This is a genomic window from Flavobacterium macacae (genome assembly GCF_003865365.1).
In the GTDB taxonomy this organism is placed as follows: domain Bacteria; phylum Bacteroidota; class Bacteroidia; order Flavobacteriales; family Flavobacteriaceae; genus Flavobacterium; species Flavobacterium macacae.
Genome location: NZ_RQVR01000004.1, coordinates 37,066 through 51,817, shown reverse-complemented (window position 1 = coordinate 51,817; position 14,752 = coordinate 37,066). Strand labels below are relative to the sequence as shown.

Genomic DNA, 14,752 nt, shown 5'->3' with positions numbered 1-14,752 from the left:
GTTCTATTGTCCATAGCTATTGTATATCAAAGTATCGGCTATAATTACACTGAATCGCAATGCCGACTGATTTTCTAGCCGTTGGGAGCAACGTATAACCGTTCTTACGCTTTTGCTGTCTGTACAGTTTGCATATCGACGGGACAAATAAAAGAAGATACGCACCAACTAAAAAAATGTGGCTTTCAAAGGCATCATTTGGCGTTCATTGGCTTGATTGTAAACAGCTGTTATTCAAATACTCTTTCCGAAATTTGTAACAGAAGCGACTAAATTTTTCAGCTAACTCCAATCCGTTTGCAAAATGGATTTTTCTGAACTCCTGTTCAGAGCAAGTTATCTCTTGAGGTCCTCGAAATAAATTTCGGCATCTCAAAAGCACTTGCCCTTGCAGGGGCTGGAAACGGCTCCGAAGTCGCTCGTTTATTGAAAATTAAAAATGGATTATTATGGAAGAGAAAAAAAGAAAACAGATTAGGAAAACAGGAAGAAAACCAAAGATTGACCCTGCGGTCAATCGGTATTCTATCAACCTGAATGCAGAAGATAATGCTAAATTTCTTGCCCTTTTTGACCAGTCAGAAATGAAAGTAATTGCTCATTTTATTACAGCCTGCATTTTTCAAAAGACGGTAAAGACCGTAAAAATTGATATGAATGCCATAGAATATCACGAAAAGTTGACCCGATTTTTTAGCCAGTTCCGATCAATCGGAACAAATTATAATCAGATTGTGAAGATATTATACCGCAATTTTTCCGAGAAAAAAGCAGGAACATATCTTTTTAGATTGGAAAAGGAAACCATAGAATTGGTACAAGTTACTAAAGAGGTCATCCGATTGACACAGGAATTTGAAGAGAAGTATCTGAAAAAAGATTAAAGTTATGATTACAAAAATTGGAAAGGGAAGCAATATGTATGGTGCAATTTTATACAATCAGCAGAAAGTGGACAAGGAAAACGGAACGGTTCTATTGCTCAATAAGATACCCGACACAGTAGATGGTAAGTATTCCGTAGCGCATTTCAACAAGTGCTTTGAGCCGTATTTATCAGCAAATAATAAAACGGAAAAGACGGTTCGGCATATATCACTGAACCCAGATCCTTCGGATACGGTCAATGATGAACAGTTTATGGAAATGGCAAAGGAATATATGGAGCGTATGGGATATGTCAATCAACCTTACATCGTTTTCAAACATACAGACATAGACCGTACACACATCCATATCGTTTCAACTTGTGTAGCTATTGATGGAAAGAAAATCCCCGATGATTACGACCACCCACGTTCAATGGCTATCTGTAGGGATTTAGAACAGAAATATAATCTACAAAAGGCAACCGAACAAGAACAGAAACAAAACAATAGAGTTTTCAAGCCCATAAATCATAAAAATGGTGACATCAAAAGTCAGATTGCTTCGATAGTACGGCATCTGCCAAATCATTATAGTTTTTCAACTATGGGTGGTTACAATGCTTTGCTTTCTCTATTCAACATCACAGCAGAAGAAGTCAAAGGTGAGCGGAACGGACAACCTGTAAACGGATTGGTGTATGTTGCATTAGACGAAAAAGGAAACAAAGTAAGCAATCCGTTCAAGGCATCGTTATTCGGGAAAGATGCAGGAGTTGCACAACTGCAAAAGCACTTTGAACAGTCAAATGAGAAAATGAAAACCAATCCTGCGAGGTTTGCCCTAAAGAATACAATTGAATTGGCTATACACACCACAAAGAACGAATCCGAATTTAAAAAGCAATTGACTGAACAAGGAATTAATACGGTTGTAAGACGTAATAATGAAGGACGAATTTACGGTATGACTTTCATCGACCACAAAAGCCGTAGTGTATGGAACGCTTCAGCTTTAGACAGAAACTTGTCGGCAAATGTATTCAATGATTGGTGGAACAACGGAAATAAATCCGAATTGAACATACAAGATAGACCTGTTTCCAAAACAAATGAATTAGACAACCTGCCAACAAAAGACCTATTTGAGTTTCTTTCAAATGAGCATTCGTCTAATTCCGATTTAGGATTGTTTAGTCTGCTACCTGATATACAAGGGGAAGATTACGAAGAGGAAAAGTTTGCTAATCAGATGAAGAAAAACAAAATAAAAAAAAGAAGAAAGCTATAAAAATATATAGCATCTTCTTTTTTTTCTGTAAGTTATACAACTCAGAGAAAAAGTAAAAGTCACTTTTACAATTTGTTGATTTCAACATTCTTGATTTCTCCTGTTTTAATATCTTTCAATACAAGTAATGCTGTTTTTTTATCAACTTTAGTATTAGATTTTATTATCTCACAGAAATCCATATTTTGATAATCAATGTTATCAAACTTTAAAATTTCGTCCCCAACATTTATTTTGTTTTCCAGCGTTTTATCCCAAATAATTCCTACTACTGCTTTTTCGTTTTCCAGAATAAGGTCAATTGCCCAAGTTCCTTTATCTAAATTTATTTCTGAGATACTTTCATAAGATTCTATGTAAAACTTTTTATTTTTATAGTCTAATGTTACTTTTCCATATTTCAGAATTTCTGAACCAAATCTTGAATATGTATAAGTTGTTTTTGCCGTAACATTATTTAAAATAAGGTTATTTAGTTCTAACATTGGAACGTTAACAACATAATTGGTCATTTTTTCTGCTGTACCGTGTAAGCCTGCTGAAAAAGCACCTTCGCTTTCGGCAAGAGTTTGAAATACATCTAACTTTTCACCAATGATATGCTTGTAAGCATTAATAGACATTAGATACAAACCATCATCACCCGTATCAAATAAAATTTTTTCATTAGCAAAAGATTTTCCTTTTTTAAGCTTTATCCAAACAAAAGGGTTACTCTGATTAGGGCTCAATTCCATTTCATTTGCATCTTTCTTTTTTAAATTTAATGATTTAGGGTTGTCAGACATTGTAATAGTTTTGTTTTTGGAATCAAACTGTACTACCGAATTACGAAGTAAATTACTTCCTATAAGACCATCGACGCCAAAACATTCAAAAAGCATTTTAGCTTCTTTTGATACCAAAGCAGGAATCTCTTTAAAAATAATTTCGTTAAGTTTTATCTCAGACAATGACACTACATTTAAGTTGTCTTTTAAACCTGATTGGTCAATAACTTCTACTGTTCCTAATAATTTCGGATTTAATTCTTTATATAAATTTTCAGAAATAACTGTTGATGCACCAGTGTCTAAAATAAATTTTCTAACCTTATTATCAATAACAACTTCTATTATAATTTTCTCTTTAATTTGTTTGTAAGGAATCGTTGTGAAATATTTTTGTTGTTCAACATATCCCTGGTTTGCACTAACTGCATTTTGCCCATATGAAGATATGGTACAGAATAATAAAACAACCAATACGATTACAAAATATTTATATTTTTTCATTAAGCTAAAAATTAAAAAAGGGAATTAATTATGGTAATTTACGAATAATTAATTCCGTTTTGATTTACTAAAAGGTAAAACGAATACGGTAGATGATTTATCACCGTATTTAGTTAGTTTTTGTTACTCCGTTTCCTTATAACATAATTCCACTACTTTTTTTAATGCTTTACTGATGCGTTCTTTTCCATCGGGCTGATTGATGTCTATACCGCAAAATAAACTACCGTTTGATTTTGCGTGAAGTGATAAATAATACAATCCACCTATTTGCAACGCCAACATTGCACGAATATCTATATCTGTCTTTTTAAAAGAAGGTTCGCAGAGGTTGAATAGTTCTTCCCCCAAACGTTCTCTACCATCTGATATTTTTCGTAGTACTTTATTTTTCTCGCCTAATTCCCAATGGATGATTTTTTGTAGGGCTTTATCTTTTAAAACAGCTTCAAATTGACCTTGTAGTAATTGGGTGATTTCTTCACTACTAAGAGGTGTTTCTTTTACCAATAAAGTACTGATTTGTTCTTGGGCATCTGATTTCCAGTAATCTTTTTGATTGATATAAGTTTCTACCAAATTATCCAGACTGCCGAAATAGGTATATACTAACCGTCTATCCAATCCTGCTTCTTTACATATATTGGCAATATTCAGTCCTGCATATCCCTTTTTTTGTATCACTTTGCCAACAGCTATTATCAGCTTATTCATCGTACGGGCTTTTTCTCTTACAGGACCCGAAGTTACTTTTCTTGTTTTCTCTGTATTGGTAGCTTCTTTACTTTTTTTTGCCATAGTCAATGTAATATTCATCACTACAAATGTATCAATTTATCACATTGAAGTGAAATAATATTGTTTATTTGTTTATAAATTATTTCCTTTGTGTGTGATATAAAATTGAAATACTAATATGAAACAATTATTAATAATCGTATTTATCCTGCTTGTAACAGGAAATACATTTGGGCAAAAAACAAATACATTAGACAAACCCAAAGTTGATGAACGAATTGAAATTTTAAGTATCGTTTTTCGTCTTGCAGAAAGTGAAGAATATAGTTCAAAAAGATTTAAGCTCTATACCGACAAAATAGAAAATCATTATACGCCATATAAAAATCACGAACTTATCGAGTTTATAAAAACGCTTAGAAATGAGAACGGTGTCGGATACGATGCTGTTATGAGTATGGCAATTCATCTCGACAATCAGTTAAATCCATTAGTCGAATTTACAGACAAAATTCCTGATGAACGTTGGGGAAAAGACAACGCAAATGAATTTGTAAGATTACTAAAGAAATTCTACAAAGAATCTAACTCAAAACAATTTTTCAAAGAAAATGAAAAATTATATTCAGACATTAGTACAAGATTTCTTCCTGTTTATGAACATCTTGATTTGAATTGGTACACAAAATTTTACGGAAAAGAACCTAATGAAAAGTTTGTAATTATAAACGGACTTGGAAATGGTGGAGGAAATTACGGACCTGCTATTGATTTTTCTAATGGAAAAAGAGAAGTTTATGCAATAATGGGAACTTGGAAAACAGACAGTCTGGGAATGGCAGACTTTACGATTGATAGCTATTTTCCTACTTTACTTCACGAATTTAATCACTCTTTTGTAAATTATTTGTTAGAGAAAAATCCCGAACCTTTCAGAAAAAACGGAGAAATTTTATACAAAGCCGTTGAAAATGAAATGCAGAACCAAGCGTATGGCAATTGGGAAACTATGCTAAACGAGGCTTTAGTACGAACAGCAGTTATAAAATATATGAAAGACCATAATTTCAGCGAGGTAGAAATTAAAACCGAAATAAACAAACAACTCAATCGTGGTTTTTTATGGATTGAAGAACTTCTTGCAGAACTTGAACGCTTTGACCAAAAGAGAAATAAATATCCCACATTAGAAAGCTATATGCCTAATTTGATAAAAACTTATGACACATACGCAAGTAGAATTGACCTTTACAATGAAAATTTCGATAAAAAAAGACCGAAAATCGTTTCAATTAACGAATTTAAAAATGGAGAGCAAAAAGTAAAACACTCATTAAATAAAATTACAATCAACTTTGATAAACCATTATTAGGAAAAGGACATTCTATAAATTACGGAGAAGATGAAGATGCTTTTCCTGATTTTAAGAAAATAACCTATTCAGAAGACAAAAAATCAGTTACCATCGAATGGGAATTGAAAGAAAATAAAAATTATGAATTTGTCCTAACCGGATTGTCTTTCAAATCGCCTGAAGGGATTTCAATAAAGGATTACGAAATAAAATTCAAGACAAAGTAAAATGAAAAAACTATTAATAATCGTATTTATCCTGCTTATTGCAGGAAATACATTCGGACAAAAAGCAAAAATTGAATCTTTACCTAATCAGCCTTATGATAAATATGAATTAAAAACCTCAAACAGCACACTCACATTCTATTTATCAGTAAATAAACAAAAAGAGAATTTGCCTTTAGTAGTTTATATCCAAGGTTCTGGTTGGAATTCATTATTTAATGAAAGAAACGGAAAAATAATTCCAACTTCCGGACACTCTATCTGGGCAGATGTTGGTAAGGCAAACTATAGAATTCTAATAGTAGAAAAACCTGGTGTAAATTACTTGCAAACAGAAGAAACTAAAGCGTTTCAAGAAAGTTTTTCTCTTGAAAGTCGAAGTAATTCAATTATCGATGCTATAAACTATGTCTTAGAAAATAAAAAAATAGATAAAACTAAAATACTAGTTGCCGGTCATTCAGAAGGTGGTATTGTAGCAGCACGAGTAGCTAATTTAATGAAAGATCAAGTTTCCAATGTTGTAATTATGGCGGGAGAAGGAGCTTCTCAACTTTACAGTTTATATAAACTGGCAGAAGACGGTACTTTTTTCAATACAAAAGAACATAATATGCCCACTTCCGAACAACGTCTTCAGTATCTTACAAACAGATGGAAAGATATTTTGGCTGACCCTAAGAGTACTGAAAAGAAATTTTGGGGGTTTACCTATTTAAGATGGTCTAGTATGTTGACAACTTCTGTAATTGATGAATTAACAAATTATAACGGAAAAATTTTATTGGTACAAGGAACGGCTGATAAAGCTGTTTTTCCAGAAACGGCTACGATTGCTTATATAAGTTTGCTAACAAAAGGTAGAAACGTAGAGTTAGAACTTATAGAAGATGCAGACCACTCTTTTAGAATTTTAGACAAACCCGAAATTGACGGTTGGAAAATGGTTATCGAGAAAATAATGAAATGGTTTAATGAGTAGGGAAAGTATAATAGGACATTTTACCTTCTTTAACTTTTTGAGTCTAAGGAATATCCAAAATTGATTGAACCTGTCAGGTACAGTATTCTGGTATTGTTTTTGAGATGCACAGGATGAAAAACTCGATGATTTCCAACCATTTATGTGATTTTGTCATCTATGTATATAGGGAATAAATCATACCAGAAGTTTTAGTAATCAGTTTACCCAGTGAAACGCATACTTTACCAAGTGTGCCCGAAAAATAAAAAGGTTCTGCCTACTTTAACCGCTAAAATATAAACCAATGAAGCACAAACTATTTATATTAATTTCTTTTATCCTCTTGTCTGGAATGGCTTTCGGACAGGAAAAGGTTGTTGATTCTTTGGAAATAAAGAGGATTGAAAGTACTGTCAATACAACATTATCTGACAGTACGCTTCAAAAAATAACGATTGACAGTATTACACTTTCAAACTACTTTGGTAAAGAGCAACTTTACAACATAAAGGTTTATTTAAAAGATAAAGAAATAGTAAGAGTGTCAATAGCTGAAGTCCCCTTCAGAATTACAGTAAAGAGTGAGCCTAACGGGCTTAGAGATTTTTTTATAAAAGGCTCATTGATTTATATAAATGAAAAATATACAAATTGTAGCAGAATGGGTTCTTGTGGTTGTATTGATATAGAAAACAAACTGTATTACAAGGAAGATACATTATTGGGAACCAATACAAATGATTTTTGCTATAGTTCCTCAATTGCAACAGATTGGCTATATAATACTTTTAAAGAGGTTTATGCAATTGCACAAAAACACGCTGACAATTTAAACAACAAGAAATGAAGCAAAAACTATCCATACTGATTTCTTTTATCCTCTTATCGGGAGTGGTTTTCGGGCAGGAAAAGGTAATTGATTCTTTGGAGATAAAAAGGATTGATGGCATAATCCTAAACATAATGAATGGATTAAAAAATGCCTCATTCAAAAAAGTGAAAGTAAACCCCACTAAGATCAGGAAAGATAAATCCAGACAAAAAATAGTTGCCTATTTAAGCGGCGATGATGTTGTGATGATTACCTCTGTAGAAAATACTTCTTCTGTATCTTATTATTTTGAAAAGGGAGCAATGATTTACAAGAGCTATTCTATTTATGACAATAACCATTCCTCCTGTGGTACTCTGTATGTAACAGGAAGTCAATATTTTAAAGACAACGAATTAATAACATCAAATGAAACGTCGCAAGGACACTATCCCTGTCCTGTTATATTGAGGCAGACCATAGGTTTTGAAGAAATATATGCTTACGTGAAACAACAAACTAAAAAATCCGGACAATGATTCACAAACTATACATTCTACTTTCTTTTTTATTCTTTTCGAGCGTGGTTTTAAATGCTCAAAAAGTACCCATAACTGTTGAGCAAATAAAACAGGAATCATACAAAATTAAAAGTGACTCCACTTTAAAAAGTCATATCGTATCCGACAATATAAAAGCAAAATACGGTTTTACTGAAAAGAATGTAACAATTACCGTGTTTAAAAAGAATGGAAAAACGGTATTGATAAATTACTGCAATGATTGTGATTTTGTATTTGACAAAAAGAAAAACGAGCTATCCACATACGGAAACCTGGAAGGACACGAAAGTATATCGGTTTATTTAAAAAACAACACTCCCGTTCTTGTTGAAAAAGTAAGAGCTATAAGAGTAAAAGACAGATATTCTGATCGTGTAGAAGTAAGTACCGACTTCTTTTATAACAAGATTTATTTTCTTGACTGGGTAAAAAATACTTATGAATGGCAGATTAGGAATAATCAAACTTTAGAATATGAAAAAACCGAAAATTTTAATACTGAACATTATATAAAAGAAATAACCAAGACAGTACAGCAGTTACTTCAATTGAAGTAAAATAAATGTAACTGTTTTATTGAAAACTAATTTTACAATGAAACAAAAACTATACATACTTATATCAACTATACTCTTATCGGGAACAGCTTTCGGGCAGAGCATCCGTGATACGGTGTTTAATGATGTGATACCTATTCATCATCAATATGTAACCACAGACGGCACAGATTTCCTGATAGATATTCTAATCAAACCTCAAAAAGAACCGATAGTTATCGTTAATCACGACAGGCGTATTCCTCTTGAATTATTTTTTGACAGAAAATCATTTTTGAGCGAGCAAAATGAAATCATTTTAATTACAAGTGATTGGGAGTATTATGATAGAATAAGTGAAGAAGAAAAAAGAACGCCTGGTCTACGTTTAGACCCTTACAACCAAAACAAATTCTATCATATAAAAAGAGAAAATGCAAGTTACACGGTACATAGTATAAGCCGGGCATTGGAAATTCAACCGTTCAAATTCAATTACAAAAAAGTAGAACTCGTAGGGAGTAAAAAGTATTATTATGTTGATTGTATTCCACATTATGATGAGAAGCATAGCCGTGAAACCTGGGATGCTTTAGACAGTTTGAATGCACGTTTTAGTATCTATACAGGATTTTATTACGCTTCGGGTTGTATGAATTACTCCTTATCTGCTTTGCCTTTACAAGAGAAGTTGCCTGCAATAAAAGCAATAGCAGAAGCATTACGATTTAAGGACAACGACCATTTGAAAGATTTTGACCAGTCACCTAAAATATATCTGCCCGCTACAATAAATTTCGATTCATTTGATTTCTATTTTGAACGCTCAAAAGACAGCTATGACAAGCCTGCATTAAAAGGCTGGCAGGAAAAAGACAATACCGCAACCATACGGCTTGGCTATTGGAGAGGAAATTGTTGCGGAGATGTTCCCGAAACAGAAAGAGTATCGGCAAAAATGATTAATGATACCGTTTACATTAACTATAATAAAAAAAGAGAGCCCCTGTGTAATCCAAGCATTGGTATTTGTGCAAATGCCATTGATTTTGTAATCAATAAAAAGAAATACCCCAATTATAAAAACCTTACGTTCAAAACCATTGAGTAATATAACAAAAATGACACAAAAACTATACATAATTATTGCCTTTATACTCTTTTCGGGTGTGGCTTTCGGGCAGGCTTCTGCTTCAAGTGATTTTTTCATCAGTGTCGCATTTGAAGATGATATTCCTGTTGAAGAAATTGAAGTGTATTATTACCAAGCCTTAAATAATAATGTAGAAAGAATAAGTTTCAAACCGGATAGTTTAAGAAATACTATTGAAATTTCGGGACATCATCATTACGTTGTGGGAGCGGGTATGCCTGTTATTGTATTTTCTCATAAGGGAAAAAAGATTTATGATTCCCATTTTGAGGGTTTAACAAAAATAGAAAAAGAAGAAGCAGAAATCCAGAACTTGTATTATTTAGTTATTTCAAGAGCAGGATTTAGTACGGCTGATGAAGATTTTCGGGAGAAACTGATATTTTCTAATGAAAATCCTAACATCATCATTCGATATGAAAATGTCAATGGGAAAATACGATATGATATATCAAATAAGCCACATTATTTTTTACCTGTTTATGAAATGTCCATCAGCAATAAATTAATAAAGGTTAACCCATCAAAATAAAACAATGAAAAATCTGATACTTTTAATTTCGATATGCTCTTTCCTCAACGTGAATGCTCAACGCATTGGACCCGAGGAGTATTTTATGTACGTAGAATTTTATCCTGCTATCGAATACATAGAAAATCACACATTAGATGAGATTGATCCTGCGAAATTCAAAGCATCACTTCTTATAATTACAATGGGCTATCTGGATAAAGAGGGGATAGATATTGACAGGTATAGTATTGATTTTGTTGTACATCCAATTAATTTGAAACAAGCTGATTATAATAAAAAAACGGATAACGAATGGGAATTACTCGGATCATTCAACTATTCCAGGCAACCCGATTTTTTTAAAAAGGTAGCCAAAGGCTTTGAGCTATTAAATATCGAGCTGAATGATACCATTTCATTAGAAAATTTAGAAGTAAAGTACGCAGAAGCCAAGTGGCTTCAGGCAATTAATGAAACCGAAAAAGCGGAGCGTATTTTTGCGTTTATTGAAGACTTAAAAATTCAAGATGATAGGTTAAGGTTTATCCACGCATCAAGACTAAGGTTAGCACAAATTAAATTCAAGAAAGGATTAAATGACGAAGCATTGAATTTACTATATAAAGTAAATGACAAAGAACTACTACGGTTTTCTCCAGATGTACACTATGATTCGGGTTTTGATTATAACAGAACCGAACCATCAAAAAGACTCATTAATTATATTAAAGAAACTGAAAAATGATAAAAACTAAACTACTCACATTCCTTTTCCTCCTTTCCCTTTCGCATTTTGCTTTCGGGCAAAGACTGGCTTCGTATGATTGTGAAGTGAAATTCAAAATCAATGACAGTATTGAGAAAACAGGCACTAAAGTTGAAAAAATAGACTTCTTGGTAGAAGAAGAATATACTCAATCTGAAAATGTAGAGGTAAGTATATACTATGATACTATTAGTAAAGAATTTACTTTTCGTGCTATTTTTATGACGTTCGGAGCATATTACTATCGTAAATATAAATGCCCTGAGATTTATATAAACGTAATATTTAATGGCACTGAAAAATTAATTCCTGTTTATTTTGAATGTGTTCAATCAACAGCAGGAAGACAACAATATGATTTGGGATTGATTGACCTAAATCATTTCTTGGTGCCAATACTTAAAAAAGAAGGTAAAGTTCGTTTAATAGAAACGCCTCCTTATGAAATCATTCAAGTAAAAGCAGATAAATCAATACACAAACTAAGAGAAAACGAATATGAACCGAGACCGAAAAACAAACTCGTTAAATTAGAATTACAAGATGAAAACTAAACTATCTATAATCCTTTTCCTCCTTTCCCTTTCGCATTTTGCTTTCGGACAGCGAGGAGACAGTCATACTTTTAATTTCAAAGTCAAATTTGATAATAGCATACCGGTTGAGCAGCTTCAAATCTTTTATACGGAATATAGTGCCAATAGGATTACTTCAATTAACTATGAAACAAACGAGGAGAACGAAATCATATTTAACGGAGTAAACCATTCTATTGCAGGTGCAGGAAATTATTTCCCAACCCTAATTTTCTCATTCAAAGAAGACAAACCTTTAAATGGTTCAAACGAAAAAGTTGAAACCTACCGATTGTTTTATCTTATCAGCGAAACGGAAACATTTCTGAAGGATGATATGGATAAGGAAATTCTCTTTACCAACTCAAACCATCCCTATTTTATCAAAGTAGATTTTAAATGGGAAAACAATAAAAGAGTGTACAAGGTAGCACAAGTACCATTAATTCAAATATCTCCGGAAATACTCGGAGTTATTACTGCTAACAATACTTTTATAAAAATCAATCCAAAATAATGAACCTGAAACTATACATAATCCTTTTCCTTATTTCTCTGTCGCATTTTGCTTTCGGGCAGGGACCGGTTTGTCGTTATCGTATAGCTTTGGAACAAGTAGATACGATAAAATATGAATATCGTTTTTTTATTGAAGATTAGGATTTTGTGAAAATAGATTTAGAATATTATGTTCAAGATTTCAGCTTATTAGGAATTCCTAATGATAGTGAGTTTGTTCAAATCGGCAATAGAAATAAACTTGTTTTGACACAACAATTTAGCAGACCTTGTTCTGCAATTCATCAGAACGGATTAAGAACGATTATTTACAGAAAAAACAAAAAGACGAACGAAATTGAATTAATGCACACCGAAAAACCTGTAGAAGAGTCTTATACAGAAATCATTTTCAAAAAATTTAAAGCAGGTAAGCAAAAAGCAAAATTCAATAGGACTCATTCTTTTTTCAAAACATATAGCTATGAAAACTAAACTATCCATAATTCTTTTCCTTATTTCCTTATCGCATTTCGCTTTCGGGCAGACTAACGGCAGCGGAACAATAAACCTCAAAATAGCTTTTGATAAGGAAATTTCAATAAAGGATATTGACGTGTACTACGTAAAAGATGATGGCAGTGATTTTAAAAATATGTACTACACTAAAGAAAATACCGATAACACTTTGAATATTAAAGGTTATCATCATTGGTGGGCTGCTCCTTCATTTCCAATAATTGTTTTTAGTTATCCGCAGAAAGACAAAACTTTTATGTTTTATCTCGTTTCATCATATTCGCCACCTTATGTAGAAGATAAATTCAACAAGAAAATTCTATTCTCTTTTAATACGCCTAACGTGCATATATACAGAAACAAGGAGGATGGAGCTTTTGAAGTAGATTATATAGGAAAAGGATTTTATTTTGGTTCCCGAACCTCAATCAATGAACTCATAAAAATTGAAATGAATAATGCAGAATAAACTATACATAATCCTTATTCTTGTCTCTCTATCGTATTTTGCTTTCGGGCAGACTAATGATGGTGGATTAATAAATCTAAAAATAACTTTTGATAGGGATATTTCTGTTGAGCATATTGAAGTATTCTATTCTCAAACGGATCGCAGTAAATTCAACGAAATACATTTTGAAACTGACACGTCTTCAAATTCTTTAATATTGAAAGCGGATCACAAATGGTGGGCAGCTCCGTCTTTTCCTACAATTATTTTTAGTTCTCAAAAAGAGGATAAAATTTATATGTTTTATCTTGTTTCATCATCACTGCCATATATAAAATATGATTTCAATAAGAAAATTATGTTCTCTTTTAATACGCCTAACGTGCATATATACAGAAACAAAGAGGACGGAGCTTTTGAAGTAGATTATATAGGAAAAGGATTTTATTATGGTTCCCGAACCTCAATCAACGAACTCATAAAAATTGAACATAAAAATGAAAACTAAACTATTCATAATCCTTTGCTTTATCTCTCTATCGCATTTTGCTTTCGGGCAGACGATAGAAATAGATAAGATCAGTTATCAACTGATGCCAAACGCCAAAGCTGTAGTAATACAAGGGAATTATGAAGGACATATAAGCATTCCTGAAAAGATAACCTACCAAAACCAGGAATATACTGTTGAGGAAATAGGTTACGCAGCTTTCAATGAATCTTCCGGGCTTCTTTCTGTTAAACTGCCCAATACCATTCATACCATACGGCAAAGAGCATTTGAAGATTGTAAAGCATTAAAAGATATAAATATTCCTGTATCTGTAACACAGATAGATGCAACTGCTTTTACCAATTGCAAACTACTTAAATCAATTAATATTACCGAAAACGTTGCTTTCATCGGTCAGTATGCTTTTTCAGGTTGTGAGCGCCTAACTTCCATAGAAGTGGATAAAAATAATCAGCACTTTACTTCTTTGGATGGTGTGTTATACGATAAGGAAATAAAAACCCTTATCAAGCTTCCAGATACAAGAGCTTTTTATGAATTTCCTGATTCTGTTACATCGTTCGTTACCGAATCATTTGAGGGCAATAAAAACATAACGAAAATGGATTTACCTGATGCTGTTAATAGCATTCCTCACCACGCTTTTGTCAACTGTTCCGCACTCAAAGTTTTTCATATTCCTGCCAATGTTGAATGGATAGGACTATCAGCATTCAATGGCTGCGATGCAATAGAGTCGTTCATTGTAGATGAACACAACCAACATTTTTCATCTGTTGATGGTATTTTGTACAATTATGATAAAACGATTTTGATAAAATGTCCGGAAACAAAATCAGAAGTTATGATAGAAAAAAGCGTTACTAAAATTGAGCCTTGGGCATTTTTTAGATGTAAAAAGCTAACAGAAATTACTTTGCCTGAAAATGTAACTACAATTGGAATGTCCGCTTTTGTACAATGCGATGCCCTGAAAACACTAAAAATCTTATCCATAAAACCAGTAGATATTCAAATGGGCATTTTTGCAGGACGCACAAAAGCTGTTACTGTTTTGGTTCCTGAAGAATCAATATCATTCTACAGAAATTCAAACAATCTTGATGTGAAAGAGCTGAATTATCATGCTTATTAAAA

Annotated in this window: 18 protein-coding genes; 16 read left to right on the top strand and 2 right to left on the bottom strand. The window is 32.6% G+C overall.

Annotated elements, in window-relative coordinates:
* Positions 1-449: 449 nt before the first annotated feature.
* Positions 450-884: a conjugal transfer protein MobA gene (gene mobA, locus EG849_RS04770; RefSeq protein WP_125011947.1), complete on the top strand. Its 435-nt coding sequence runs from the start codon at positions 450-452 to the stop codon at positions 882-884.
* A gap of 4 nt (positions 885-888) precedes the next feature.
* The gene (mobB, locus tag EG849_RS04765) at positions 889-2,157 is read left to right on the top strand and encodes a conjugal transfer protein MobB (RefSeq protein WP_125011946.1); all 1,269 of its coding nucleotides are present in this window, start codon (positions 889-891) and stop codon (positions 2,155-2,157) included.
* Positions 2,158-2,222: 65 nt separating this feature from the next.
* On the opposite strand, the gene EG849_RS04760 is transcribed toward mobB, so the two are convergent.
* Together EG849_RS04760 and EG849_RS04755 are read right to left on the bottom strand one after the other, a co-directional pair.
* Positions 2,223-3,431 carry a retropepsin-like aspartic protease gene (locus EG849_RS04760; protein WP_125011945.1) on the bottom strand — a complete coding sequence of 403 codons (1,209 nt, stop codon included), beginning with the start codon at positions 3,429-3,431 and terminating at the stop codon, positions 2,223-2,225.
* A gap of 123 nt (positions 3,432-3,554) precedes the next feature.
* Positions 3,555-4,229 (bottom strand): TetR/AcrR family transcriptional regulator, encoded by a 675-nt coding sequence (locus EG849_RS04755; RefSeq protein WP_125011944.1) that lies wholly within the window; start codon positions 4,227-4,229, stop codon positions 3,555-3,557.
* Between the two features lie 118 nt (positions 4,230-4,347).
* On the opposite strand from EG849_RS04755, the gene EG849_RS04750 reads away from it, so the two are divergent.
* The 14 genes from EG849_RS04750 to EG849_RS04685 all read left to right on the top strand — a co-directional run bounded on the left by EG849_RS04750 (position 4,348) and on the right by EG849_RS04685 (position 14,750).
* A complete protein-coding gene (locus EG849_RS04750; protein WP_125011943.1) occupies positions 4,348-5,751 on the top strand; it encodes a DUF4932 domain-containing protein in 1,404 nt (467 codons plus the stop codon).
* 1 nt (position 5,752) lies between these two features.
* Positions 5,753-6,733, top strand: a complete 981-nt coding sequence (locus tag EG849_RS04745) for an alpha/beta hydrolase family protein (protein ID WP_125011942.1) — start codon at positions 5,753-5,755, stop codon at positions 6,731-6,733.
* Between the two features lie 286 nt (positions 6,734-7,019).
* Complete coding sequence (locus tag EG849_RS04740) at positions 7,020-7,562, top strand: hypothetical protein (protein WP_125011941.1); 543 nt, start codon at positions 7,020-7,022, stop codon at positions 7,560-7,562.
* Positions 7,559-8,065, top strand: coding sequence for a hypothetical protein (locus tag EG849_RS04735; protein ID WP_125011940.1), 507 nt, complete (start codon positions 7,559-7,561; stop codon positions 8,063-8,065). The genes EG849_RS04740 and EG849_RS04735 overlap by 4 nt, the downstream gene beginning before the upstream one ends.
* The gene (locus EG849_RS04730) at positions 8,062-8,646 is read left to right on the top strand and encodes a hypothetical protein (protein WP_125011939.1); all 585 of its coding nucleotides are present in this window, start codon (positions 8,062-8,064) and stop codon (positions 8,644-8,646) included. The genes EG849_RS04735 and EG849_RS04730 overlap by 4 nt, the downstream gene beginning before the upstream one ends.
* A gap of 37 nt (positions 8,647-8,683) precedes the next feature.
* Positions 8,684-9,736 (top strand): hypothetical protein, encoded by a 1,053-nt coding sequence (locus tag EG849_RS04725; RefSeq protein ID WP_125011938.1) that lies wholly within the window; start codon positions 8,684-8,686, stop codon positions 9,734-9,736.
* A 10-nt stretch (positions 9,737-9,746) separates the two neighbouring features.
* Positions 9,747-10,310 carry a hypothetical protein gene (locus tag EG849_RS04720; RefSeq protein ID WP_125011937.1) on the top strand — a complete coding sequence of 188 codons (564 nt, stop codon included), beginning with the start codon at positions 9,747-9,749 and terminating at the stop codon, positions 10,308-10,310.
* 4 nt (positions 10,311-10,314) lie between these two features.
* Complete coding sequence (locus tag EG849_RS04715) at positions 10,315-11,037, top strand: hypothetical protein (RefSeq protein WP_125011936.1); 723 nt, start codon at positions 10,315-10,317, stop codon at positions 11,035-11,037.
* Positions 11,034-11,612 (top strand): hypothetical protein, encoded by a 579-nt coding sequence (locus tag EG849_RS04710; protein ID WP_125011935.1) that lies wholly within the window; start codon positions 11,034-11,036, stop codon positions 11,610-11,612. Before EG849_RS04715 ends, EG849_RS04710 begins: the two co-directional genes overlap by 4 nt.
* Complete coding sequence (locus EG849_RS04705; RefSeq protein WP_125011934.1) at positions 11,602-12,150, top strand: hypothetical protein; 549 nt, start codon at positions 11,602-11,604, stop codon at positions 12,148-12,150. The genes EG849_RS04710 and EG849_RS04705 overlap by 11 nt, the downstream gene beginning before the upstream one ends.
* Positions 12,151-12,299: 149 nt before the next feature.
* Complete coding sequence (locus EG849_RS04700) at positions 12,300-12,626, top strand: hypothetical protein (protein WP_125011933.1); 327 nt, start codon at positions 12,300-12,302, stop codon at positions 12,624-12,626.
* Positions 12,616-13,119: a hypothetical protein gene (locus EG849_RS04695; RefSeq protein ID WP_125011932.1), complete on the top strand. Its 504-nt coding sequence runs from the start codon at positions 12,616-12,618 to the stop codon at positions 13,117-13,119. Before EG849_RS04700 ends, EG849_RS04695 begins: the two co-directional genes overlap by 11 nt.
* Positions 13,109-13,609 carry a hypothetical protein gene (locus EG849_RS04690; RefSeq protein ID WP_125011931.1) on the top strand — a complete coding sequence of 167 codons (501 nt, stop codon included), beginning with the start codon at positions 13,109-13,111 and terminating at the stop codon, positions 13,607-13,609. Before EG849_RS04695 ends, EG849_RS04690 begins: the two co-directional genes overlap by 11 nt.
* Positions 13,599-14,750 (top strand): leucine-rich repeat domain-containing protein, encoded by a 1,152-nt coding sequence (locus EG849_RS04685; protein ID WP_125011930.1) that lies wholly within the window; start codon positions 13,599-13,601, stop codon positions 14,748-14,750. The genes EG849_RS04690 and EG849_RS04685 overlap by 11 nt, the downstream gene beginning before the upstream one ends.
* Positions 14,751-14,752 lie beyond the last annotated feature (2 nt).

Coding starts and splice junctions, on each gene's coding strand:
- EG849_RS04685 (WP_125011930.1), top strand. CDS start 13,599: ATGAAAACTAAACTATTCATAATCCTTTGCTTTATCTCTCTATCGCAT.
- EG849_RS04730 (WP_125011939.1), top strand. CDS start 8,062: ATGATTCACAAACTATACATTCTACTTTCTTTTTTATTCTTTTCGAGC.
- EG849_RS04695 (WP_125011932.1), top strand. CDS start 12,616: ATGAAAACTAAACTATCCATAATTCTTTTCCTTATTTCCTTATCGCAT.
- mobB (WP_125011946.1), top strand. CDS start 889: ATGATTACAAAAATTGGAAAGGGAAGCAATATGTATGGTGCAATTTTA.
- EG849_RS04735 (WP_125011940.1), top strand. CDS start 7,559: ATGAAGCAAAAACTATCCATACTGATTTCTTTTATCCTCTTATCGGGA.
- EG849_RS04745 (WP_125011942.1), top strand. CDS start 5,753: ATGAAAAAACTATTAATAATCGTATTTATCCTGCTTATTGCAGGAAAT.
- EG849_RS04755 (WP_125011944.1), bottom strand. CDS start 4,229: ATGGCAAAAAAAAGTAAAGAAGCTACCAATACAGAGAAAACAAGAAAA.
- EG849_RS04725 (WP_125011938.1), top strand. CDS start 8,684: ATGAAACAAAAACTATACATACTTATATCAACTATACTCTTATCGGGA.
- EG849_RS04715 (WP_125011936.1), top strand. CDS start 10,315: ATGAAAAATCTGATACTTTTAATTTCGATATGCTCTTTCCTCAACGTG.
- EG849_RS04760 (WP_125011945.1), bottom strand. CDS start 3,431: ATGAAAAAATATAAATATTTTGTAATCGTATTGGTTGTTTTATTATTC.
- mobA (WP_125011947.1), top strand. CDS start 450: ATGGAAGAGAAAAAAAGAAAACAGATTAGGAAAACAGGAAGAAAACCA.
- EG849_RS04705 (WP_125011934.1), top strand. CDS start 11,602: ATGAAAACTAAACTATCTATAATCCTTTTCCTCCTTTCCCTTTCGCAT.
- EG849_RS04690 (WP_125011931.1), top strand. CDS start 13,109: ATGCAGAATAAACTATACATAATCCTTATTCTTGTCTCTCTATCGTAT.
- EG849_RS04740 (WP_125011941.1), top strand. CDS start 7,020: ATGAAGCACAAACTATTTATATTAATTTCTTTTATCCTCTTGTCTGGA.
- EG849_RS04720 (WP_125011937.1), top strand. CDS start 9,747: ATGACACAAAAACTATACATAATTATTGCCTTTATACTCTTTTCGGGT.
- EG849_RS04710 (WP_125011935.1), top strand. CDS start 11,034: ATGATAAAAACTAAACTACTCACATTCCTTTTCCTCCTTTCCCTTTCG.
- EG849_RS04750 (WP_125011943.1), top strand. CDS start 4,348: ATGAAACAATTATTAATAATCGTATTTATCCTGCTTGTAACAGGAAAT.